The 21,916-nt window shown below is 35.0% G+C and carries 25 protein-coding genes and 1 tRNA gene; 2 read left to right on the forward strand and 24 right to left on the reverse strand.

Annotated features, from left to right (window positions below):
• Positions 1-112: 112 nt before the first annotated feature.
• The 15 genes from J7E85_RS23160 to J7E85_RS23230 form a co-directional block, all read right to left on the reverse strand.
• Positions 113-406 carry an alpha/beta fold hydrolase gene (locus tag J7E85_RS23160; RefSeq protein WP_215161944.1) on the reverse strand — a complete coding sequence of 98 codons (294 nt, stop codon included), beginning with the start codon at positions 404-406 and terminating at the stop codon, positions 113-115.
• Between the two features lie 255 nt (positions 407-661).
• Positions 662-1,534 (reverse strand): hypothetical protein, encoded by an 873-nt coding sequence (locus J7E85_RS23165; RefSeq protein WP_215161946.1) that lies wholly within the window; start codon positions 1,532-1,534, stop codon positions 662-664.
• A 398-nt stretch (positions 1,535-1,932) separates the two neighbouring features.
• Positions 1,933-2,038 (reverse strand) — tRNA-OTHER (locus J7E85_RS23170).
• The gene (locus tag J7E85_RS23175) at positions 2,029-3,015 is read right to left on the reverse strand and encodes a hypothetical protein (RefSeq protein ID WP_215161954.1); all 987 of its coding nucleotides are present in this window, start codon (positions 3,013-3,015) and stop codon (positions 2,029-2,031) included. Before J7E85_RS23175 ends, J7E85_RS23170 begins: the two co-directional genes overlap by 10 nt.
• A 212-nt stretch (positions 3,016-3,227) precedes the next feature.
• Positions 3,228-3,851 (reverse strand): DUF3885 domain-containing protein, encoded by a 624-nt coding sequence (locus J7E85_RS23180; protein ID WP_215161956.1) that lies wholly within the window; start codon positions 3,849-3,851, stop codon positions 3,228-3,230.
• 345 nt (positions 3,852-4,196) lie between these two features.
• Complete coding sequence (locus J7E85_RS23185; RefSeq protein ID WP_215161957.1) at positions 4,197-4,562, reverse strand: hypothetical protein; 366 nt, start codon at positions 4,560-4,562, stop codon at positions 4,197-4,199.
• Between the two features lie 203 nt (positions 4,563-4,765).
• The gene (locus J7E85_RS23190) at positions 4,766-5,533 is read right to left on the reverse strand and encodes a nucleotidyltransferase domain-containing protein (RefSeq protein ID WP_215161959.1); all 768 of its coding nucleotides are present in this window, start codon (positions 5,531-5,533) and stop codon (positions 4,766-4,768) included.
• A 236-nt stretch (positions 5,534-5,769) separates the two neighbouring features.
• Positions 5,770-6,396 (reverse strand): Type 1 glutamine amidotransferase-like domain-containing protein, encoded by a 627-nt coding sequence (locus J7E85_RS23195; protein WP_215161961.1) that lies wholly within the window; start codon positions 6,394-6,396, stop codon positions 5,770-5,772.
• Between the two features lie 272 nt (positions 6,397-6,668).
• Positions 6,669-7,034 carry a hypothetical protein gene (locus tag J7E85_RS23200; protein WP_215161963.1) on the reverse strand — a complete coding sequence of 122 codons (366 nt, stop codon included), beginning with the start codon at positions 7,032-7,034 and terminating at the stop codon, positions 6,669-6,671.
• 390 nt (positions 7,035-7,424) lie between these two features.
• Positions 7,425-7,826, reverse strand: a complete 402-nt coding sequence (locus J7E85_RS34210; RefSeq protein ID WP_251035980.1) for a hypothetical protein — start codon at positions 7,824-7,826, stop codon at positions 7,425-7,427.
• A 207-nt stretch (positions 7,827-8,033) separates the two neighbouring features.
• Positions 8,034-8,702, reverse strand: a complete 669-nt coding sequence (locus tag J7E85_RS23210; RefSeq protein ID WP_215161965.1) for a hypothetical protein — start codon at positions 8,700-8,702, stop codon at positions 8,034-8,036.
• Between the two features lie 285 nt (positions 8,703-8,987).
• Positions 8,988-10,382 (reverse strand): caspase family protein, encoded by a 1,395-nt coding sequence (locus tag J7E85_RS23215; RefSeq protein ID WP_215161967.1) that lies wholly within the window; start codon positions 10,380-10,382, stop codon positions 8,988-8,990.
• A gap of 207 nt (positions 10,383-10,589) precedes the next feature.
• Positions 10,590-11,432: a hypothetical protein gene (locus J7E85_RS23220; RefSeq protein ID WP_215161969.1), complete on the reverse strand. Its 843-nt coding sequence runs from the start codon at positions 11,430-11,432 to the stop codon at positions 10,590-10,592.
• A gap of 1 nt (position 11,433) precedes the next feature.
• A complete protein-coding gene (locus tag J7E85_RS23225) occupies positions 11,434-12,255 on the reverse strand; it encodes a class I SAM-dependent methyltransferase (protein WP_215161971.1) in 822 nt (273 codons plus the stop codon).
• Positions 12,256-12,420: 165 nt separating this feature from the next.
• Positions 12,421-12,645 (reverse strand): helix-turn-helix domain-containing protein, encoded by a 225-nt coding sequence (locus J7E85_RS23230; RefSeq protein ID WP_215161973.1) that lies wholly within the window; start codon positions 12,643-12,645, stop codon positions 12,421-12,423.
• Positions 12,646-12,796: 151 nt separating this feature from the next.
• On the opposite strand from J7E85_RS23230, the gene J7E85_RS23235 reads away from it, so the two are divergent.
• Complete coding sequence (locus J7E85_RS23235; RefSeq protein WP_215161975.1) at positions 12,797-13,069, forward strand: DUF6809 family protein; 273 nt, start codon at positions 12,797-12,799, stop codon at positions 13,067-13,069.
• Between the two features lie 598 nt (positions 13,070-13,667).
• Here the strand turns inward: J7E85_RS23235 and J7E85_RS23240 are convergent.
• The 8 genes from J7E85_RS23240 to J7E85_RS23275 form a co-directional block, all read right to left on the reverse strand.
• On the reverse strand, positions 13,668-14,213 hold the full coding sequence (locus tag J7E85_RS23240) for a GrpB family protein (protein ID WP_215161976.1): 546 nt from the start codon (positions 14,211-14,213) through the stop codon (positions 13,668-13,670).
• Positions 14,214-14,465: 252 nt separating this feature from the next.
• Positions 14,466-15,374 (reverse strand): AbiTii domain-containing protein, encoded by a 909-nt coding sequence (locus J7E85_RS23245; protein ID WP_215161978.1) that lies wholly within the window; start codon positions 15,372-15,374, stop codon positions 14,466-14,468.
• A gap of 1,252 nt (positions 15,375-16,626) precedes the next feature.
• A complete protein-coding gene (locus J7E85_RS23250; protein WP_215161980.1) occupies positions 16,627-17,781 on the reverse strand; it encodes a hypothetical protein in 1,155 nt (384 codons plus the stop codon).
• 26 nt (positions 17,782-17,807) lie between these two features.
• On the reverse strand, positions 17,808-17,975 hold the full coding sequence (locus J7E85_RS23255) for a hypothetical protein (protein WP_215161982.1): 168 nt from the start codon (positions 17,973-17,975) through the stop codon (positions 17,808-17,810).
• Positions 17,976-18,168: 193 nt separating this feature from the next.
• Positions 18,169-18,738: a GIY-YIG nuclease family protein gene (locus tag J7E85_RS23260; protein WP_215161984.1), complete on the reverse strand. Its 570-nt coding sequence runs from the start codon at positions 18,736-18,738 to the stop codon at positions 18,169-18,171.
• Complete coding sequence (locus J7E85_RS23265) at positions 18,735-19,577, reverse strand: hypothetical protein (protein WP_215161986.1); 843 nt, start codon at positions 19,575-19,577, stop codon at positions 18,735-18,737. Before J7E85_RS23265 ends, J7E85_RS23260 begins: the two co-directional genes overlap by 4 nt.
• Positions 19,578-19,762: 185 nt before the next feature.
• Entirely contained in the window at positions 19,763-20,350 is a 588-nt protein-coding gene (locus J7E85_RS23270) for a HEPN domain-containing protein (protein ID WP_215161987.1), read from the reverse strand.
• Between the two features lie 201 nt (positions 20,351-20,551).
• On the reverse strand, positions 20,552-20,755 hold the full coding sequence (locus J7E85_RS23275) for a helix-turn-helix domain-containing protein (protein WP_024629424.1): 204 nt from the start codon (positions 20,753-20,755) through the stop codon (positions 20,552-20,554).
• Between the two features lie 170 nt (positions 20,756-20,925).
• Here J7E85_RS23275 and J7E85_RS34215 point away from each other — a divergent pair, with 170 nt between their 5' ends.
• Positions 20,926-21,213, forward strand: a complete 288-nt coding sequence (locus J7E85_RS34215; RefSeq protein ID WP_251035981.1) for a hypothetical protein — start codon at positions 20,926-20,928, stop codon at positions 21,211-21,213.
• Between the two features lie 183 nt (positions 21,214-21,396).
• Here the strand turns inward: J7E85_RS34215 and J7E85_RS23280 are convergent.
• Positions 21,397-21,916, reverse strand: a 520-nt coding sequence (locus tag J7E85_RS23280) for a 3'-5' exonuclease (protein WP_215161989.1), incomplete at its 5' end; no start/stop codon positions are given.

The following is a 21,916-nucleotide window of genomic DNA, read 5'->3' on the forward strand; positions in this document are numbered from 1 at the left end:
AATTTTATTTACAAGAAGTTTTATCATATTCGAGTTAACATCGCTGCGTTTATGAGACGAGTCAATATCCACCGGATGGAGACTATTGACCGCCTTTGCATCCGTCTGTAAATCAAAAGTTCAGTTTATATAGACTAGTTTCTTTAATAACAGACACTATATCCAATATATGATGTTGCAAATCATAACCATTTTTAGGTGTATCACTCATTCCTCTTCCTCGGAAGGAGAGCGCAACACACCTTCTAGGTAACATATACTCAATAAAATCTTTATATTCCTCAGCAACTTCTGAGAGACCAGGACATATTAAAAGAGGAGTTAAGGACTTATCAGAATCATAAAAAGAATCAAGATAATGTACTGTACTATCACTGTTTCTAGTATTCTTTGAAATTAACGCCATCGAAACACCTCCAAACCATGTAAAGATTCTGTCGTATAACGTTATTGTGTTCACGACGTCCATTCCTCTTAGATAGCTCTTATCTTAGGGGAATGGATGTGTCCTCAGCTCGTAATTCTTCGAGTCCACGTCTGGGACCGAGGGCGGATGCCCGATGCGTGAACACTTTGTTATGCGAAGACCTCGACTTCATTGAAATAACCAACAAAATAAATAAATGCGACATAGTCGCCGCATTCAACTTATAAACTTATATCAATATGTGTACGGATTATCTATGATCGTGTTTTCAGTTATGATCTCGTAGTATTTCTTGTCATTAATCAATAAATGAGATGGACTAATAATATGAACATTGATCCCTTTATTATTTCCTTTATAACGAATCATCCCAACACATATTATTACCAGTTCTTTTTTTGATCTCAGTTCATGACTTATTGTAGCCAGGAATGAGACTAAAGCCTCTCTCGTTGTTTTCGTTGGATCAGCGTAAAAAGCTTGAGGCAAGTAAATACTAATTGGATATTGTTCATTTTCTAAATTAATATATGCATATCCATCATCTTCATGAAAGTAAACATGTTTTATCTTTCCGAAAACACACTTTCTATATCCTACATAATCAGGAGTTAAATGCTTCGAATCAAGGCTAAATATTCTAATTCTTGAACTACCGTTTTCGTCAACTTCACCATTATCAACCAGTGTTGTTGAACTGGATTGATGCCCTGTCAAGACTTTCTTCGTCGTCAGCTTTCTAAGTTGGATTTTCACTTTATCTTTTATTTTTAATTTTTTACTCTTGTTTACTATTGTATTTATGATATGTTCATCAGTTACTGAAGCCAATTCAATTTCTTCTAGAATTCTTTTTCTTTCAACCTCACCTTTATGTTGCAGATAATATGGACAATCGATATCATGTAAATCTCCATGACCATTCCATGTACTATAAAACTTCTTATCATCTTTACGGTGTGTAAATTTGATCATCGCACTACACTCATCACTAATGCAATAAAGATGACCCTGATACTTCGATTCGTATAAATCCTTGTCAAGTTTCTCGTAAAATACTTCCTCAGTATCTGAACCATTCTGATAGAAAGCCCATTCAATCTTCATGAGTCCACCTACCTATTAATATATATGTATTTTAGTATAATAGTAACACCGACGTCCCTGTAATTCATCATTTATTTGAATTTTCGAGGTTTTCGCATAACGTTATTGTATTTCACGACGTCCCACCGACTTAAGGCTACGAAGTCGCCGGCTGCGCCTGCGCAGTTAGTCGGTGCGGATGTGTCCGGCTAATTCCGCTTCCCCGACTACTGAAATGCCTCTCCGAATCGACTTCTAAAACTCCGACCGGACCAAGGGCAGAATAGCCTGAAGCGTGAATACGGTGTTATACGATGTACACCACTCCGTTGAGAAACATTCACCATATTGAGGAAATCTCACTCAACAAATAAAGTCCAGCATAATCTTGCGCTGGACTAAATTACGGAAATAGGATAGGAGGGCGACAGGATTCGAACCCGCGCTGATAACCCCTCTTGGAAAAGATCTAAATTAAATTAGGTCTTTTCCAAGGAGGGTGCTCTACCACTGAGCTACGCCCTCAATTTCGAGATATAGTTATCATAGAATTCAGAAGTTTCTTCTCTATGAATTATAATTCCAAAGTTAATATATGTAAACGATTTAAATTTTCTTTCGAATGTTTTTATTGGGTAATAATCAGTATTTTTTTGTCCCCTTACAAATAAATCAAGAGAAAATAAAATCATTTTATCTTTATGGAATTTATATATAAGTTCCATAAATTTCTCATCAAAAATCTCACTAAATTTTCTTAAAATATTTAAAAAAGAAAGAATCTCATTTAATGAAAATTGGTCTAGACTTGCTTCATCTGCAGAAAATTGGTAACTTAATTCAAATTTATGTCTTCTATTGGCGTTTAGTTGAGTTACCTTAATATCTTCATTATCCTGTACCATATCTTCATCCGATTGTTTTTTTCTGTTCAATATTTTTATCCAATACTCATTTAAACTCTTCCCATGATATCTCGCTATAGTTTTTAATTCCTTTGTGGTGTTTTCCATATTATGAATAACCTTATTTCGACGAAGTCTAATGTAATCATAAGTCTGTAACAATTCTGTCTCAATGTGTTCCTTCAAATCGCTTTGTTCTTCTCCAATGATTTGTTCAATCATTTTATGTACACGACTTTTCTGTTCAGTCTTATTTCCAGAAGTTTTTATTTCTGATTGACTGCCGATAACTATAGATAAGAAATCAAACAACTCTTCAATATAGTAATCGAAATGAGAGTAGAGTGTTATGTAGAAATTTTTATATAGTTCATTTGTATAAGACTCATTCTCTTGAGCAAAGTTCTTGGAAATAATATTTAATGCGTCAGCAAACTTGTTTGATTCATAAATTTCCTTCAAGTAGTTTTCAGGTTTTGCTTGCATACGTTCATATGAATCAATATTAAATTGTTCGATTACAAATAAATGAAAACATAAATTGTTATTGAGGTTAGACAGTTTTTTATGCAAATTGTTAATGTATAAGCTATGCATTTAAATCACTCCCCTTAATCGTTTTTTGAATTTAACTTATGGTGTATGTCGTATAACGTTTGGCATTCCTGACGTTCAAGCGGCTTAAGGACCGTAGGACCGGGTCGTCAGACTTAGCCGGTTGAATGTGTCGCCTGAATCCGGATCTCTGTCATCCCTCTTGGCCCAAGGAGAGTTAGCGACGCAGCAGGAATATTTTGTTAAACGATGGATCACTCATCCTTGAACAATCTATCAAAATAATCTCTCCAATAATTCACTATCCAATCATTATATTTCACATATAGGTGTCTTAATTGTTCTTTAGTTTTTGAATAAATAATACAACCTCTATCATCATACATGTTAAATACAATGTCCTTGTCCTTATTAATAAAAAAGACACTTTGACCTATCGAGGGCTCTCTTCCTTGCTCGTAATGACTAATCCCTTCAAGAATTTTCCTATATGGAAATGAAGAAACAAGCCCATTTAAGATCTTGACTTGATATTCTTGCTTTATTTCAATTGTATTTCCTTCTTCATCTTCGTCTTCCTCTAAATCAAATAATGTTTCCCCTTCTATTGTCTTTCCATTTAGTAACTCGTAGAGATATTCAGGTGTTGTATTCCCAAACATAGGATCTTCTATAATTCCCCAATCTTTGATATACACAAAAATAGAATCATTTTGGTCAAAAAACTCTTCAAATATAGTTACAACTCTTTTATTCACTTGTTTAATTCTTCGATTTGAACCATTTCGAAATGGTTCCCCAAGTTCAAATCTTATATGTATGTCACTACCCAAATTCGGGAAATTATCATTAAGGTATTTTATAATTTCTTTTTTCATTTGATCCCCTGTACTTTTTTGTTTTTACTCTTGTAGTGATCTTTCGGCCTAACGTTAATGTATTCGCGACGTCCCACCGACTTAAGGCTCCGCCAGGAGCCGGCCGCGATGCGGTTAGTCGGTGCGGATGTGTCCGGCTGAATTCACTTCCCTGCAGCTGAAATGCCTCGCCGATTCCACTTCTAACTTCTGCCGGGCCGAGGGCCGAATGGCCCGATGCGTGAATACTTTGTTATCCGATGCCTCCGACTTCTTTGATATACTTACACAATTCGTCCTTTATCGTCTTTATTCATTTTCAATTTTAATTCTCTAGTATCCTTTTCGTTCTTTTGAATTTGATTATTACTTTGTTCTTTGATTCGAAAGAAATTGATTAAGTTCATTTAAATTGTCTGTTCGATATAATTCTTTTTCTGTATCAAAAACAATGTACTTTGGTACATCATCAATGTTTAACATTTGTAGTTCCTTATCATCTGGACTTCCGGTTTGATAATAACCACTAAGAATCCTTATGTTTTGGTCAAACACTTCTTGAAATTCAAGATTTTGTTCATCAGTGGTACCAATTGCCGTGATGTAATACTTCCCCTCAACGTCAGAAAAGAAAGACAATGGAATTGACGAATGGTAAGTATTATTATTATCTGCATTGCAACCTGAAAGGATAATTATAACTACTATACTTAATGCTTGTATTAGCTTCATGTAAGCCTCCTTTAATTAAGGTTATTCCTTTGCTAATCGGAGGTTTCGGATAACGTTTTGTATTGACGACGTCCTGGCCCCTTAGAGTCGCTGCTTATAGTTGTGAGGCTTGCCGAACACCTAATGCAGTGACGTCCCGACAAGCTTAGGGGACTGGATGTGGTCACTCGCTTCTCAGAGTGACCCGGAGTGTCAATATGGTGTTAGCCGAAGGAAGTTCTGGAAGCAGCCATTGCATTTAAGGCGTTCTCAAAATAGCTATATACTTCATCTGCAATTTCCAGAAACTCTTCAACAAGTACATTACTATCCAAGTAGCAAGCATACAGATAATCAACTAAAGCGGAGTCAATCTCACAATAGTTTAATATGGAATTCTTCATCTTAATAATGTCATCTTGCCATACACCTGTATCTTCTAAAACCAAAGAGTATAATGCACGAATTAATCTCTTAGAGTAACCTTTAATATATCTAGTTTTCATTGCGCTATCACTAACATTAGAAAGTAAACTATGTATGCGATCTACTTCCTCTTTGGTCTCTGTATTTAAGTCTATAATGAACTCTGGAGAAATAATTATCGGTGGTACTTTTTCACCAACGTCATGACCATATATACAAATACAAATTATCTTAACCCAAAAACCCCACTCATTTGGTTTACTTAATACATCGTCAATCGAGCAAATTATCGTATCAATCTTAGTTACTACTGGATATTCTTCCAAAAGCCTGTCTTTAATATTTGACAATCTTTCGTAATCAATATCTTTGGGATTTTCACATACAATAGTAAAGTCTGCATCTGACTTAAAAGGTTTAGCAGTTCCTTTTGGAATCGAGCCACACATATAAATGCTATGAATCTTACCTTTAAATTCGGTAAGTATATTATCTATATACTTATCAACAAAATCCTTATATTCCCTTTGTATTACAATTCTATTTATAACTTTTTTTAATATCATATAGACTCCTCCTAAACTAAGAACTTCTTTCGGCTAACGTTGTTGTATTCACGAACCCGAGAGGCTTAAAGGAGCGTCAGCGACTGGGTCGAAGACTTAGCCTCGCAGTTGTTGTCTGCGGGATATTACTTCCTCGAAATTCCTCTGGCAGACCAAGGGGCGTAGCCACGCAGCGTGAATATGTTGTTAGCAGATGTCAGGGCTTCTTTGAGCTACTTTCAATGAATTTACGACTTTCAATGTGCTTGGTTCATTAAGATTGAGATATATTCTTCCTCTTTAAGCCTTGTCACCTTACAGTTCTCATTGGATTCAAATTCTACTATTCTCTCTTCAATTGTTTTATTAGTACGATCTTTAAATATGTCCTCTCTATCATAGTGAGGAAAAATAAGCTTGTCGGTTACACCTAATGCCTTAAAATCCGTTAAATCCATTGTGTTCATCTGTGGAGTAAAGAAATCGACAATGTTAATATTCGGCCCCAGAACTAACGCTCCAGCACTTACTCCAACTATAATTACATTCTGTGCGGCCAGTGTTTTAATAATTTCATCAGCACCACTTTTTTTAGCGTAATACAATAATGTAAATGGATTTCCACCATTGATATATATAACATCTCTATGTATGAGAATTTGCGGGTCATCAAATTCTATATCTACAAAATTAATATGCTGAAACCCCATGTCCTTGAAATCTTGCATTGCCCTTTGTGCATATCTATTATTTTCTTTCATAAGGGATGCTGTTGTAATAATAGAGACCTTTAATTGAGAAATATCTCTATCAATAAAATCCAGAAATTGATTTTTAATATCTTCAGTATAAAAACCACAAGAGGTTAGTAACAAGCTACTCATTGGAATCCCCATCCTTAAATAGTTTATCTAATCTTTATAATTTATTTAAGCATTCCCCTGATTTCTGCTAACGTTCCCGTATTCACGACGCCGAGAGGCTTAAGGTCACGAAGTGACCGGCTGCGCTTGCGCAGTTAGCCTCGTAGGTGTGTTCGCCTGATTCCGCTTCTCTGCCTATCCCTTCGGGCAAACCAAGGAGCCGTCAGGCTTCGCCGCGTGAATATAATGTTAGCAGATGTTGCTGACTCCTCGATATATTTACAAATATCCTTTTATTCTATTATTTCGCCTTTCCAATTAACGATTTTTATTTCTTTATCTTTTAGTAGGCACCAATCAATTATTTCACCTATTAATTTGGGAGTAATTAATTCATCATTCCATTTTGGTGTTAATACTCTCCTGTGCCCAATATATTCTTTTGTCCAGCCTTCAAATTCTTCTCCAATAATCACAATTTTTGGGGTTTTGTTTTTAATACTATACTGACCAACTTCATAGGTGACTAAAAGCTTTTTATTCTCAGAAATAATATGTAATTTGATTATCCCTTCGTCATCAATATCCGGTTCAACATACCAATAGAATAATCTATTTGAACGTATGATCTTACGTTTGTATTTTTTTCTTACTCCCATGATTCACCTCAAGAACTTAACTAGATTTCAGCAATTTCAGCTAACGTTTCCGCATTCACGACGTCCATCGAAGATGGATGTGTCCCGGCAATTACATCTCGCAATATGCTCCCGGGACCAAGGGGCAGCGAAGCTGGCCCGAAGCCTGAATGTTATGTTAGGCGAAGTCATTATCTTCCATGATTAATCTTGCATACTTATCCCATTCTTTATTATCAGTGTGTTTATTTCAATTGTTGGTACCATTGATTTGGATGATTGAATTCTGAGTATATTTTGGGTTTCGATTAATTCTTTGCACGCCAGATCAATATCTTCTCTTGATTTGTTAATCCAGTTATTTGGATTTCTACTCTTTATTTTTTCTTCAACAGTATCATTAGATATAGTTTACAAGATACATTTAGCTCCTATTTTATTCAAATCGTTCTCATTACTAGTTATTTCTGTATCTTCTGAATCCGAGAATGCGACTCGATGATTTAAATGGAACCTCTCTAATACAAAAAAGAGTCCTCTAGATTTTCTTTTCCATGGTCCTAAATAAATCGCCCAATCATTCAAATTCTTTAGCATATCAACTCTATCTCTTAATAGTTCAAGATGTTGATCTCTTGATAATCGAACAAACTCCCCATGAACATTTTTCAAAATCTGAGAATAATGTTCACCAAGTATTACGACACTCAACTCGGCTGATTCGTCAATCGCTTGATATTGTTTTATCGCTTTAAGAAGAGATGTTTTACCAGCGTTTGAAAACCCTTCAAGGATAATTCCTCTAATATTCATATAATGGTTTCCTTCTTTACAATGATTTCGCCTAACGTTCTTATGTTCCTGACGTCGATTCCCCTTAGATAGCTCTTATCTTAGGGGAATAAATATGTCTACCTGAATCTTCTTCATTGAAGATTCCCCGGGCAGACCAAGCGGCGACAGCCGCTAAGCTGGAACACTTTGTTATGCGAAGTGAACGACTTCTAAGAAATACTTACATTACTTTATTATTTTCCATTCACCACGATCTTCAACAACATAGTCATTAATTCGTGGAACTTCAAGATAAACTCTATTTGTATATCTCTTCACAAAATTATTAATATGTTCTGGATAATGGCTTGGCTCAAACTTCTTTAAATCATCAAAAGGGTCAAACCGCTTCGATAAAAATGTTCCAGAAGGATCAACTGCTCCAATTTGATAGCTCTTTCGATTTCCATCAGAGTCATCAAGAAACCAAACATCATAAGAGTAATTTTCAGCTCTTGAATCCCGATATTGTATAAATACACTAACACTATCTGTAACTATTGGGAATTTAAGCGCGGCACTTACTTGTTGGCCATTAGGGAATATTGGATATAAGATACGATCGTTACTATAAACTGCTGCTTCATCATTCAGATTTTCTCTATCAATCACTTGTCTGGTAGTCTTTGATAAAATATTTTCAATTTCTTCGAACCTGTAATACCCACTAATCCAGACATCTACATCGTATGCTGGGACAGGACTTGCATTTGTGAGAGTAATGCTTAATCGTCCATCATTTATGGTTATTGATGAATGAATATATGGGGAAGTGAGTATTCTGACTTGTTCCTCTGTTGCCTTTCTATTAATTTCATTTGCATTGCGTGATTCTTTTACTAGTTTATAAGTCAAAATACATAAATCCCAGTTAGAAATGCCAGAATAATGTTCGTAATTAATGCTAGACTACTTGCCATTATTTATTCTCCTTTTGTTTTTCAAATGATTTTTCGGTTATTTCGCCTAACGTTCCTGTATTCACGACGTCCGACGTAGTCGGATGTGTCTGCTGAAATACTTCTACGAAATACATCCAGCAGACCACGGCTCCGTATGGAGCCGTAGCTTGAATATTATGTTATGCGACGGAAATCCCTCCTGAATCTGCTCTCTCCTTTAGATCTCTCTAATATATGTTTATCGTTTAGAATTTTGCGCTTCCATACGTACTAATATATCGTTTTTAACATATTCAGAAAATTCTATATTAATTTGTTTAATTTTTTGTATACCCTCATCTTTGTTATCATATCTCATGTCAAAATACTTCCATTTACTGCTATCTCCGTAATCATATATTTCCCACCCAGTCTCGTGATACGTAATAAATTTATAAAAAATTGTGAATTTATAACGTGAAATCAAAAAAACCGCATTGCATTGATAAGGAGGGATCGCTGGGTAAATTGGTTTCAATTTTATCTTTAGAGAGTCAAACACAGTATTCAGCTTTGTAGAAATACCTATAGGCTCATTTCTTGAATTGAAATAATCTTGAAGAAGGTTTCCATAAATATTATTATTACCTACCTCATTCTTTTCTATTTCAATGAAATAATTATTAGAATTTTTATCAATCCATTTAGCCACAGATTTTATATCTAAGATGTCTGTGTAGTTCGAAATTTCAATAACATCCAAAGAAAAGACCTCTGCAAGAAAATCAATGGTAATTATCTCAGACAGAAACTCTTTTGCTTGATTCAAAATTTTATCAATCTCATCCTTTGGTAGATATGATTTCGATAATATCTTAATTGATTCAGTTAATGAAATTTCTTCTTTCTGAACATCCGCGATTTGTTTTTGGTACTTTCTTATATCAATATTTTTAATAATTTCTGTGACATTACAAAAAATATCACTCATAGCACCTTGAGTGACAAAGTAAGGAGTTTGTTTGCTTGATTGAGCAAATTTATCTTTAATATATTCTATAATGCTTGTATAACTGATTTCATTTCCTTTATAGTTCAAGATAGCTTCGGCAAAGCTTTTTGTAAAATGACTGATCGTATCTACATAGGAAGACTGATGGCTATGAGAAGAGAACATAAAATACAAATTACTGATTGCTTTTTCTTGTTCAAAAATCTGAGAAAACTCTAAATCTCCTTTGATATAAGGTATACCAGAGTTACATGCATCAATTACCTTTACTGTTAACTTGGGATTAACTCCTCTAATTTGTTGATCGATAAAGTTATTGGAAAGGGTTGTTGTATTATGTTTTTCTTTTGAATAATCTGTAAGTGCAAATTTAAGATCCTCGTCCTCACCGTCGTATGTTCCATGCCCAGTATAATAAAAGAAAAGCTCTCCGATTTCTTCTTCTCTCACACTAGAGAAGAAATTCATTAGACTTTCTTTCACATTTGAAGAATCTGTTTTGTCGTAAATTTCTAAAATCTCTGTATACTTATTTGTTGCTCTTAATATATCTGATACAAGCCTATAATCATTTTTACAACCTGGTAATGGCGTGATATTTTCATAATCTGATATTGCTATTACTACAGCTATATTTTTCATGCTTCAATTCTCCTTTTTCTTTTACTTTCTATTCTGTCGTATAACGTTCCTGTATCTACGAATCCGAGAGGCTTAAGGCGCTCAGCGCCGGGTCCGACGGACTTAGCCTCGCAAGGTTGTGAGCTGATTACACTTCTATGCCTTTTTCAACTTACGAACCAAGGGCCGAATGGCCCGCAGCGTAGATACTTTGTTAGACGATGTGAATCATGTTTTACTTTCGAATTTCTTTAAAACTCTTACCATCATATGAATTGTTGAGAGATAAATGTAAAAAATCCAGTTTAACCAGAGTGCATCATAATTGTCTTTTTGTTTTTCATTATGATGCCTAATGGCAAAATTATTGGCAATGTTAAAAAGATCAGATTCATCTTTAGTCAACATATATTCCTTTATTTTTGGTCTTAAAAATTCCAAAATATCAACTAAATCCCTCACAGCATCCTTTCTTTCATTAAATGTAGAGCGATATCTCCTAAATTTTAAAACCGCAACTTCGATTCTATTATCTACATTTTGAGGGTCATAATTCGGAATTTGTGCATTTAATAGATAATTCAGCCCTTTATCTCCTAACAGCATGACTTGACCATCTTCTGATAGTGTAAAACCCTCTTTATAATCTCTAATTATTTCATTTATCTCCGTCCTAAATTCCTCTTGACCTTGTGCTTTATCAAAGATTGTATAATGCCAACCACACTCTCCCCAACTGTGATATGTTCCTTCTATTGGTTTTGAAATAAGATCAAAAAGTAATTCTATGACATCAAATATATCATTATCAGAATATTCCAAGTAATAATCTTTTATTGGCCATATATTGTGTTTTCTTAACTTCCTCAAAAAATAACCTTTAAAATCACTACCACAGAACCCAGATATATATCCGGCATCGACACAGGTTTTACCAAATGCTTCTTGGAAATACTCCTTATCCTCAAAAAAAGTATATGTACTCAAAATCAATTCTCTAAGAGTTTCAATTGGAAAGTTTTCACCTATATTTATCCCGATTCGCGTAGAGTAATACTGCCGTTCGGTCATATTATTCACCTTCTTGATTCATTTCGTCTAACGTTCCCATATTCACGATGTCCCACCGACTTAAGGCTGCGTCAGCAGCCAGCCGCGATGCGGTTAGTCGGTGCGGATGTGTCCGTTGAACCAGCTCCACTGCCAAATGCTTCTCGTGGACCGAGGGCCGAATGGCCCGATGCGTGAATATAATGTTAGACGACGTTACTGGCTTCAGAGCGATTTCCCACATGACCTTCTTATTCTGGTACCTTAAAAGTTCATATTCTTCTATGTACATGTACTCCCACTTATCTTTGCTGAAAAACCGCTCTATCTCACTCTGATCAAAGAATCTTCTATTAATCCCTTCATTCTTGTATAGATACTTGTCCTGGCTTTGTTGAACTTCACCTTTATTTACTATTTCTTTTGTCGAGTTTAATCTGCACAACAATAGTCCTTTCGTATTTAACGCACTATGTATGTTATTTATTATTTTATTGGTCGTATCTTCATCAAAATAATGCAGACTGAGATCCGCTATTAATATGTCTATGGATCCTTTATCAAAGGGTATCCCCTCACTCATGTCAAAGCAATGCGTCTTACAATCAGGAATTGATCCCTTAAGTTTTCTTAGTGCTTCCTCAGAGATATCACATGCTATTGGATTAAATCCTCTCTCTGATAAATAAAGGCTGTTATTCCCTATACCACATCCTAAATCAATAATCCGCATATTAGCTTCATCATTGAATTCTTTTGAATATTTATCAAGCCAATTATCATAGGTGGGCTTCATGTTTGGTCTTTGAAATGAATGATTCCAATATTCCTTTAAGCTTTTCATTCAAGTAATGTCGTCTAACGTTCCCGTATTCATGACGTCCGACGAATGTCGGATGTGTCTGCTGAAATGCCTCCTCGAACTCCTTCCCGCAGACCAATGCTCCGTTAGGAGCCGCAGCTTGAATATTATGTTATACGACGGAATCTCTTCATGAATCGACCTTCACTATTCATCTTCTCCAGGTACATATTCAATCAGATCAGATAATTTGCAGTTAAATGTATCGCATAGCTTGAATAAGGTTTCCAATTTTGTTGTTTCTATATTGGTTTCCCTGTATAACTTGTTGATTGAATTCCGACTTAATCCTGATTTCGTCATCAATTCGGTTATATCATCTATTCGATGTTCTGCCATAAGTTCTCTTATATTACACTTGATAATGGTCATCTTTTCCCCTCCATAATTCTATCTTATCTCCCATGCCAGCAATCATCAACGAAAAGCGAAGTATTAACTCTATAAAGTCAAATATTCACCTTGAAATTAACCTCAGGAGGTTATATAATAACTCCATAGAGTTAACGAGGAGGGTTAACATATGGTTAATACATTAGATTCATTAGCAGAACCACTCATAAGAATACGGCTGGAATTACTCTACACTGAACTTTCAGAACATCATACCGAATACAGTCAACTTTCTTCAGAAACAGATCAATATTTCAGAACGCTTCGTGAAGCTTTACCAGATCAACTTCAACATACTGTTTTTCTATACGAAGACGCTCAAATTTCTCTCCAATCCATCCTAGAAAGAAGTATCTACATACAAGGCTTCAAAGATGCTCTACAACTTTTTAGTAAGTTATAAAATACTAATTTTCAATAGATTCATGGTCTTTTTGTTAAATAGGATATACGTATGAAGATCTGAAACTTACAAAACAAATCCATAATTATAAAAAAACATTAACCGCCCTAAAATTCATCGAAGGGCAGTTAATGTTTTACCGTTTCTAGTTCTTGCAACCATTTTTATTACAAGTAACACTTGCACTAGTACTTACCCAATGATCAGAATCTTCATTGGTATTCGTCCCACATCCAGTAGTTCCACCTTTACTTCCGCTGTGCACGATATTTGTTTGAATATGTTTAACCGCCATGAAACTTCAACTCCGTTGTCAGAATTTGATTTCAAATATATTCTAGAACACGCCCCAAAAGAGAACGAGAGTTCTTTTTTGTATTTTCTATTTGTTGATTCTGTCGTATAACGTCTTTGTATTCACGAACCCTCACTGGCTTAAGGCGCGAATGCGCTGGGTCCGACGGACTTAGCCAGTGCAGGGTTGTCTGCTGATTCTGCTTCCTCGAAAAACCTCTGCAGACCAAGGGCCGTCGCCCGCAGCGTGAATACGGTGTTTTCTGATGCCAGTGCCTTCTTCGATCATGCTTAACAATAGATCTTAGATATCTGTCATCCCTGGTTTCCATCCAATTTCTTGACTCCATTCACTTGCTCTTCTCAAAATATCCCAGATTATTGGTTCCTTCTCTTCTACATATTTCTCTCGTTCGTTTTTGTAAATCTCCATCAGCCTATATTTCTCTTCAGCATACCTCAAACAACCCAATGAATGGCACCTTAAATAGTCTCTAAATAATAATGCAGTTTGTTCTGACCAACTTCCAGATTCTCTAACATGTAAATGCACTCTCTTCTTCCCAGGAATTTCTCTAAAATACCGTTTTGTCAAATCTGGATTATCGGCTCTATACTGGAATCCGATTCCTTCCAATAGATGTTTATATGAATCAATTGGCTCCAACGAATCAACAGATACCTGAATATCAATAATAGGTTTAGCATCGAGTCCCGGTATAGATGTTGACCCAATATGATCTATTCGAATTGCTATATTCCCAAGTGACTCTCTAATCCTTGTTCCAAGCTCCAAAAATTCAGCTTTCCAATTTGGATTGTATTGAACTACTTTAATGGGTTCCGACATAACGTACTCCTAAGTTTTATTATTCTTTAAGGTTTTATCAAATTATTACTCTGGTTTCAGATAACGTTCCTGTATTCACGACCCTAGCAAATGCTAGGGTGTCCGGCAAATGCCGGACCCAGGGCGAATGTCCGCAGCGTGAATATTATGTTATATGATGGATCGAAAATATTCTGTTTCATAAACATAGAATATATCTTTTAACGCAACTTAAAATCATTTGAAATATTGCATACAAAAGTCAGTAAGCAATCAACTATTTAACGAAGATAAGATAGCTGTTGCTTCGTGTAATATTCCTGTAGCAATAAGACTCCCTGATATCCCCTCTGTGATGTTTCGTACTGATTTTAATGCTTCTCTTATAATGCTTTTCTTAGGTTTTGGCGACTTAACTTGTGACTTAAGTACTTCAATTTCTGATTCCAACTCTCTTTTCAATTCTGGATCTGATATTTCATCCTGAAATTTCTCTAACTTACCTAAAAAATCCACCAAACTTTCTACCTTAAATTCTCCCACTTTTAATTCTTGTACAGAATTTTCTGTATTTTGCTGCAATTGAGAATTAATCATGTTTCCAATGTAGTTGATAATCGGAGCAGAACTTTCATTTGCTTTTTGTTGTTCTTTTTCGCTAAATGTCATCCCTTCACCCAACACTCCTTCTTCCTCTAACTCTAGAGTCCAATCAAGTATTATGTTTCTAACTTTGTTTAAAATATTATTGAATTGCGATACTGGAATATGCAGTGAAACTTCAAAATCAACTCTATTCATTTCCATTAAGCGCAGCTGAATTTCGCTAGGGAACTTATACATTAACATCCCCTCTCCTTCTTCGCCTTGCTTAACTAGTAACTCAACTTCTGTGATCGGTGAAAATATTTCCTTTACCTTAATCAAACTTTCGATTTCTGCATGAAAGTATGCTGGTATATATCCACGATAAGGATTGAATGCTTTAATTTCACCATTTAATGATCTGTACTCTGGAAGATTCTTCGAATCCTTGTATCCATTTAATTCAAGCTCAGCCCACTCTGTAAACTTATGTACTTTTAATTTTCTTGATAAAGTGTATGCTTTACGCAGCAAACTAGAAGCCGAGGTTTGTTGATGATATGCTTCTCTTTGCAACTCTAAAACTAATGATTCCATTATAAATCATCTCCTTTTTTTAAATTGAAGAACATCCTATCTTGATAGGTTGCCTTTTCGATCTTTCATATAACGTTCCTGTATTCACGACCCAGCCTATGCTGGGTGTCCGGCGAATGCCGGACCAAGGACGTATGTCCGCAGCGTGAATATAATGTTAGGCGAAGTTGTTTTATTTCTCTAAAAAACTCAGTCTTCCATTGCTTTACTCTTTCATTCTCTTCAAATTTGTATTCGTTATCAGAAATTTTCGTCCAGTAAGTATGCCCTTCAAAATATTGAAAGAAACCAAGCTCACTGACAATATAAAGTGACCAAACGCATAATTTTATTAAACTTATATTAATATTCAAAGACTCAGAATATTCGTCATATGAAGACACACCATTTAATTCTGAATGTAAATCACTGATATGTACAAAATAAATACTTAGTATTCCTTGAATTATGCCTAAATTAGGTATTACTTGTTTCCATATTTCATGATCTTATTAACGTCCATTTTCCCTTCAAGATATTTGATGCCCTGAAGGTTCTAACATAAAATATGCTACTGTGCTTATTGTTTCAATTACTGACTCAAAAGCATTCCTGGCTGTAGCAAATATCCTATTCTTAATAATTCAATAGATGCTTGAATTGTTCCAGCAGCATTTCATTAATAGCATACTACTAGTGATTTTTCCCTCATCTCCTCTGTTTGAAGCTATAAAAAAACCTCTCCAATATATACATTGGTCTTACTAAACAACTCATCGATTTCACAAAATTGATTGCTACATAGCTTATCAAATGATTTCGCAATATGAATTGAATCTCTTTTAATTCGTTTTTCCAGCATGTCTTTTGAGTATCTTCTTATTTGATTATTTACTGAATCAATCAAAACATGAAGGTAGTTGTTTAGATCTAAACTTTCATCAAGAATATTTTTGGTTTTCTTTTCTTTTTTGTTTTCATAATTTTATTCTTTTTTATGCAATTTTCCTATATTCACGACACAGCATCGGCTGGGTGTTCAGCCAATACCGGACCCAGGACTTATGCCCGCAGATAAAACTATTATCCGGTCGAATGCTTTTTTTAATAACAAGAAAATATAGAATGCCTAGCTACTTGTTATAGCAAAACAGCGAGCATGTTTAAAGATTTTTTGACCTTGATATCGATTCAAGTGCTAAAATGGGTTTGCCTACACGTAAATTAAGGCCCCCCTTAGCTAGGGTTCTTTTATGTTTGGCATCTAGCTATCCTAGTTATCTCTATCGATACTTTGGATTGCGAAAAGATCAAATCTGTAATCATTGTTTTCTTCGTATAACTTCTTAGCTAATAACGGTTTTAAACTTGCCTGAAAGCTTTTTAACAAAGAATCTTTTTCCACTTCTTTCAAGTTCTCTATAAAGCTCTGACTAAAATATATATTTTCGGTTCCATCAATCACCAGATTATTTAGATATTTTAAAATTTCTGTCTGTGGAGCATTCTCTAGTTGTTCGAAAAGTCCGTTATACGTTTTGTCATTTCTTAAATGATAAGAAAGAATTATATTTGTACTATTTTCTGAGGGATATATTGTTACATAAATAAGCTTGATTTCTTGAATTTCGCTAAGCATTTGATTTTCATTTATTTGTTGCCCATTCATATCAAATTGTACCGAAAAAGCTCCACTTGTTGCAAAATTCACTTCGAAATCTAACTTTAAAAAAAAGGTGCGAATATTATTAAAACTCTTCTCAATGTAATCTTTCTTAAAGGCTTCGTATTCTCTCTTATATTCTCTTTCATTTAATTGTGCAGTTCGATAATCATAAACGAATGCTTCATTTATCGTCAGATCAGGGCGTTTACTAAAAATATTCATTCTAAAAGTTAAGTCTCTTACTTTTTTATGATATTCAAGCGCTAGAGGCCTAAAAGAGAACAAGAAATTTTGTCTTGCTTCATTAAAATAATCTGAAGCTTCGATTGGATGAAACAATTTATTATCATGGAAATCGCAAAATCCTTGAAATGTACTGGCCTTATTGATGCTTATACGATCAAACTTAGCTAAAACTATACTTTCTACATGATCCGGGATAAATTGATAAAGGTGCCCATCTTGACTGATTCTATTCAATATTCGATTTTTTTGTATTGAATGAGCATTTTTAATATCACCTTTACATTCTTCGTGATCAAATGCTAGGCATATTTCGAACGCCGTATCATTCCAACTCTTAATAGATTCATATTCTTTACGCTTTTCAGGATATTTATGATACTCCTTCCAATTGTGTTTATGCTGGATAGATCTTGGTTTACAGCAAAATTTAAAACTTTTTTGAGAACCGCATGGACATTGTTCATATGGATCTATTGTGAGTCTTACATTTCTAGGGAATTTCTTAACTAACATCATATATTCAATCTCCTTTTGTAATTACTCTATAAGGAAAACATACGATCGTTTTCTATTTCTAAACCACCCTGTACTTTAGTGCAGGGTGGTTTAGAAGTTTCACCAATTCGGTCTATATCTTTGTTGAGTTTGTCTGCCTCTACTACGGTCATAATGCTTTCTTCAAAAGAAATCACTCCTTTTATGAATTTCATTATTTAGTGAATTTCGCCTAACGTTATTGTATTCACGACGTCCCACCACCTTAAGCGCCGCAAGGGGGCGGCCGCGATGCGGTTAGGTGGTGCGGATGTGTCCGGCTACTCTTACTTCCCCGAAATGCCTCTGCTGGACCTAGGGCCGAATGGCCCGAAGCGCGAATATGATGTTAGGCGAAGTGCGTTCAGCTTATCCCACACCATCCATTTGTATCCTATGATTTTGAATCTTCATATAGATATCTTTTGAGTTTAATAATTGATTGCTTACTAATTTTCCTTTCGTTTTTATCGGCAATTCAATTTCATAAAATCTATAATCATGAGAATGGAACAAAATTTCCACCTCTTCGTAGGAAAATCGATCTTCATCTTCAAAAACAATATCTCCTAAGCTCCCTGAATTGATGCGTAGTAAAATTGAATTAAACAAATCAAAAAACTCTTCTGATCCTAAATACCATTCGCCTTTCATCTTGTATTTATCTATCAATTTATGTAGTACTTTCTCAAGTCCATATATTTCTTCCCCATACTCAGAAAAAACAACAAAGATATTATTTATTGGATGCGGACATCCGGTTTGAATATTTTTAATTCTATTGTATAAGTTTCTTGTTCGTCCGATTTTAATAAATGATGCCTTGTTAAAAGAGCAAACTACAATATAAATTAATTGAGAATTGCATGAATTAATTTTTTTCATCTCCTCTAGCATTTCGCCTAACGTTGTTGTGTTCCCGACGCCTTTCCGACTCAAGGCCGTAGGCCGGGTGCGACAGCACTTAGTCGGTACAGGTGTGTCTGCTGAATACGCCCCCTTGAAATTCCACTTGCAGACCAAGGTCGGCGCAGCCGTCCACAGTGGGAACACGGTGTTAGGTGATGATGCTGTCCTCTTTGAATACGTATACTAATTAATTTAGTTTTATATGGCCTTGATTCGATCTGACTGTATTGTTCTTCATCTATGGTCTTTACACTAACTTCAGTTTCGTCTTTTGACATTGCAGAAATAGTGAATTTTTTCCCTTGGTCTTCTTTAACAAAGACATACCAGAATCTTAATGAACTATTCGTCTTTACAATCTCAGCTTTCAGCTCCTTTGAGTTCTTTAAATCCCTTACTATTACAGAGTTTATTTCTGAATTCTTAATTACACCAAATAATATCGGAAACGTGGACTTACCAAACTCAGTATTTCTCGTGCTTGGCAAATACTGAGTTGACCATGATTCATCTATAATCATCTTTTGATTTTCTCCTTGATAGTTAGGTAGCGAGTGTCCCCCTCCAAATACCCACTTCCAACCTAATAATGTTTTCTTTACATACTCTGCTGATACTACCTGTTGTCCATCATTAATATTCCTTAAGAAAAAAACTAATTGGCCATTTAATATATCCTTTTGAAGAACAATATCATCAATTTGAAATCCCCTAGACTTTTCTTTTGCTTCAATAGCAGTATTCGATGAATCTTTTTCAATAAAGAGAAACAAACCAATAATACCCATGAAAATACAAATTGAAATAAGTAATATCTTCTTCATCGCTTCCCCTTCCATTAATTTTTTAGCTTTTACAAGCATTTTCACCTAACGTTCTCGTATTCACGACGTCCCACCACCTTAAGCGAACGGAGTAAGCGGCCGCGATGCGGTTAGGTGGTGCGGATGTGTCCCGGCAATCGCTTCTCCGCCTTATTTTCCGGGACCGAGGCGGCTTGTCCGCCAATGCGTGAACACATTGTTATGTGATGGATTGTGCCTTCAAAGCTATGCTATCTATTTACAAATGTCTTAACAAAATCGTTGTAATATTTCCATGATTCTTCTTCGTCTGAGAAGACTATATCCAACATAACCTTCAGCATTAAAACTGGCCCGGACTGCACAGAATTCTCATCGACATGTTCTATCTCTATATCTGGATCAATTGCTAATTCAAAATTTAATATCCACCACTTATCAATCTTTTCAAAGAAATTAATCAGGTCTGAAAACAATTTATAATATTCTTCTTCATTTATGCCTTGTGAAATTATATCAGCCATTTCGTGAGTTAGCTTGTTTCGATAGTCCTTAAGTTTGTTAAATATCTCTATATCTTCCTCGGAAATTGTCTCCATTTCTTCAAACCAGTCTAGCGAAGCATATAGAGGACTCTTATTCCTTGATAGAACTTTGATTTGGTAGTTTTCATTTATTATCCATCCTTCTGAGTCAAGATCATCACAAAACAGTGTTTTCGGATGGTCAATTACTCTATCTTTTAATAGCTCAAATGCAGTAATAAACATTGAAGTTTTTATTAGATTCCCTTTAAGGGTTTGGGGATTCAAAAAATTCTCCCAATAGTTACTCTTCATTGTATCTCCCTCAAAATTGATTTGCACAATCTTTCACATAACGTTTCTGTATTCACGAACCCCGAAGGGGTTGTCTGCTGGAATGCCTCTTCGAAATCCTTCCCGCAGACCAAGGCTCCGAAGGAGCCGCAGCTTGAATATGTTGTTATACGACGGAATCACATCTTCGAGTTAACCAACACCCTCTTATATTCTATTCTTTCATTGGTCTGTTAGATGTTCCAAAAGATCTCCAGGCTGGCATTCCAATGCTGTACATAATTTATCAATGACTTCTAAAGATACATACTCATTCGTGTTGAGCTTTGCCATCGTTGCCGATGAAATCCCCGTCATTTTCAATAAATCTTGTTTCTTAATCTCCCTGTCAATTAATAATTTTTGAAATGGTTTATAACTTATCATCTGGTACTCCTTCGTATCCGAATTGAATTTTTCTTTAATTATATGAAAATATATTCCCCTAATCAAAAATATCTTTGATATGTATTGACTATAGTTTTCATTATGATAAAATAATATTCAATAAGTTGAACTTTTGTTCGTAAAATAAAACATAACGGACGGTGATCATTATGCACAATTCTTTAGAAGTCTTACTTGATTCGCTGATTCGTAATCGAATTGAAGCCTTATATAGCGATCTTCTCAAGAATAACACCAGCTATAATCAATTCTCATCTGATCGAAATCTTTACTTCAAACAATTACATGAACTTCTACCTCAGGATATGCATAAAACTCTATTTCTTTACGATGATGCAGACCTCTCAGTTCAAACAATCCTAGAACGTGAAATCTACTTGCAAGGTTTTAAGGATGCTCTTCAATTACATAATGAATTAAATATAAATTCTAATTGAGAGCTAAACGGCTCTCTTTTCATTTGATTCTGTCGTATAATGTTCAAGTATTCATAACTTCAGACACAGTTGGATTTGTATGTTGAAACGCTCCCACGAAACTCATCCAGCAGACCAAGGCCCCGTTACGCTATATTACAGAATTTCTTCTCGAATTCCCTCTTAAGGTTATGCGAGCTTCTTCTACCAATATAAATCTAATCTTAAGTTAGGGGTGTTATTTAAAGATAAGAATGGTGATTCTGTAGCTCTTATGAAATCTCCCTGTCTTGCTCGAAATCGAAAATCTCCTAATAAGATATAGCAAGCTTCGATTGCTCTTGTTATCCCAACATAATGTAGATTTAAAGCTTGAATAAGATCTTCTTCTGTCACATGTTCCCCCTCCGGTGGTAATATCCATCTATACGAATCCAATAAAAATACACATTTAAATTCTAAACCTTTTGACTTATGCAAGGTCATAATATTTATTTCATTATCAGATGCCGGCTTAAAATTACGCAGTTCATCATCATTTTCAAGAATTTCTTTGAGCATTCTAAAAACACGATCATCTTTTTGTTCTGGATATACCAACTGTGCTATTTCATAAAATTCTTTTATATTTTTTTTTAACTGAATTTCTTCTATATAGAGCGCAATTAAAAAACGAGCACCACCGCTCGAATCGCCAAATCGGGTAATAAACAGTAAGATCAAC

The organism is Paenibacillus sp. ISL-20 (assembly GCF_018613005.1).
Taxonomy (GTDB): Bacteria; Bacillota; Bacilli; order Paenibacillales; family Paenibacillaceae; genus Paenibacillus_AQ.

Coding starts and splice junctions, on each gene's coding strand:
- J7E85_RS23200 (WP_215161963.1), bottom strand. CDS start 7,034: ATGGGAGTAAGAAAAAAATACAAACGTAAGATCATACGTTCAAATAGA.
- J7E85_RS23235 (WP_215161975.1), top strand. CDS start 12,797: ATGGTTAATACATTAGATTCATTAGCAGAACCACTCATAAGAATACGG.
- J7E85_RS23175 (WP_215161954.1), bottom strand. CDS start 3,015: ATGCATAGCTTATACATTAACAATTTGCATAAAAAACTGTCTAACCTC.
- J7E85_RS34210 (WP_251035980.1), bottom strand. CDS start 7,826: ATGAATATTAGAGGAATTATCCTTGAAGGGTTTTCAAACGCTGGTAAA.
- J7E85_RS23255 (WP_215161982.1), bottom strand. CDS start 17,975: ATGAAATTCATAAAAGGAGTGATTTCTTTTGAAGAAAGCATTATGACC.
- J7E85_RS23180 (WP_215161956.1), bottom strand. CDS start 3,851: ATGAAAAAAGAAATTATAAAATACCTTAATGATAATTTCCCGAATTTG.
- J7E85_RS23225 (WP_215161971.1), bottom strand. CDS start 12,255: ATGAAAAGCTTAAAGGAATATTGGAATCATTCATTTCAAAGACCAAAC.
- J7E85_RS23195 (WP_215161961.1), bottom strand. CDS start 6,396: ATGAGTAGCTTGTTACTAACCTCTTGTGGTTTTTATACTGAAGATATT.
- J7E85_RS23230 (WP_215161973.1), bottom strand. CDS start 12,645: ATGACCATTATCAAGTGTAATATAAGAGAACTTATGGCAGAACATCGA.
- J7E85_RS23240 (WP_215161976.1), bottom strand. CDS start 14,213: ATGTCGGAACCCATTAAAGTAGTTCAATACAATCCAAATTGGAAAGCT.
- J7E85_RS34215 (WP_251035981.1), top strand. CDS start 20,926: ATGCACAATTCTTTAGAAGTCTTACTTGATTCGCTGATTCGTAATCGA.
- J7E85_RS23270 (WP_215161987.1), bottom strand. CDS start 20,350: ATGAAGAGTAACTATTGGGAGAATTTTTTGAATCCCCAAACCCTTAAA.
- J7E85_RS23160 (WP_215161944.1), bottom strand. CDS start 406: ATGGCGTTAATTTCAAAGAATACTAGAAACAGTGATAGTACAGTACAT.
- J7E85_RS23275 (WP_024629424.1), bottom strand. CDS start 20,755: ATGATAAGTTATAAACCATTTCAAAAATTATTAATTGACAGGGAGATT.
- J7E85_RS23165 (WP_215161946.1), bottom strand. CDS start 1,534: ATGAAGATTGAATGGGCTTTCTATCAGAATGGTTCAGATACTGAGGAA.
- J7E85_RS23245 (WP_215161978.1), bottom strand. CDS start 15,374: ATGGAATCATTAGTTTTAGAGTTGCAAAGAGAAGCATATCATCAACAA.
- J7E85_RS23220 (WP_215161969.1), bottom strand. CDS start 11,432: ATGACCGAACGGCAGTATTACTCTACGCGAATCGGGATAAATATAGGT.
- J7E85_RS23185 (WP_215161957.1), bottom strand. CDS start 4,562: ATGAAGCTAATACAAGCATTAAGTATAGTAGTTATAATTATCCTTTCA.
- J7E85_RS23250 (WP_215161980.1), bottom strand. CDS start 17,781: ATGATGTTAGTTAAGAAATTCCCTAGAAATGTAAGACTCACAATAGAT.
- J7E85_RS23215 (WP_215161967.1), bottom strand. CDS start 10,382: ATGAAAAATATAGCTGTAGTAATAGCAATATCAGATTATGAAAATATC.
- J7E85_RS23190 (WP_215161959.1), bottom strand. CDS start 5,533: ATGATATTAAAAAAAGTTATAAATAGAATTGTAATACAAAGGGAATAT.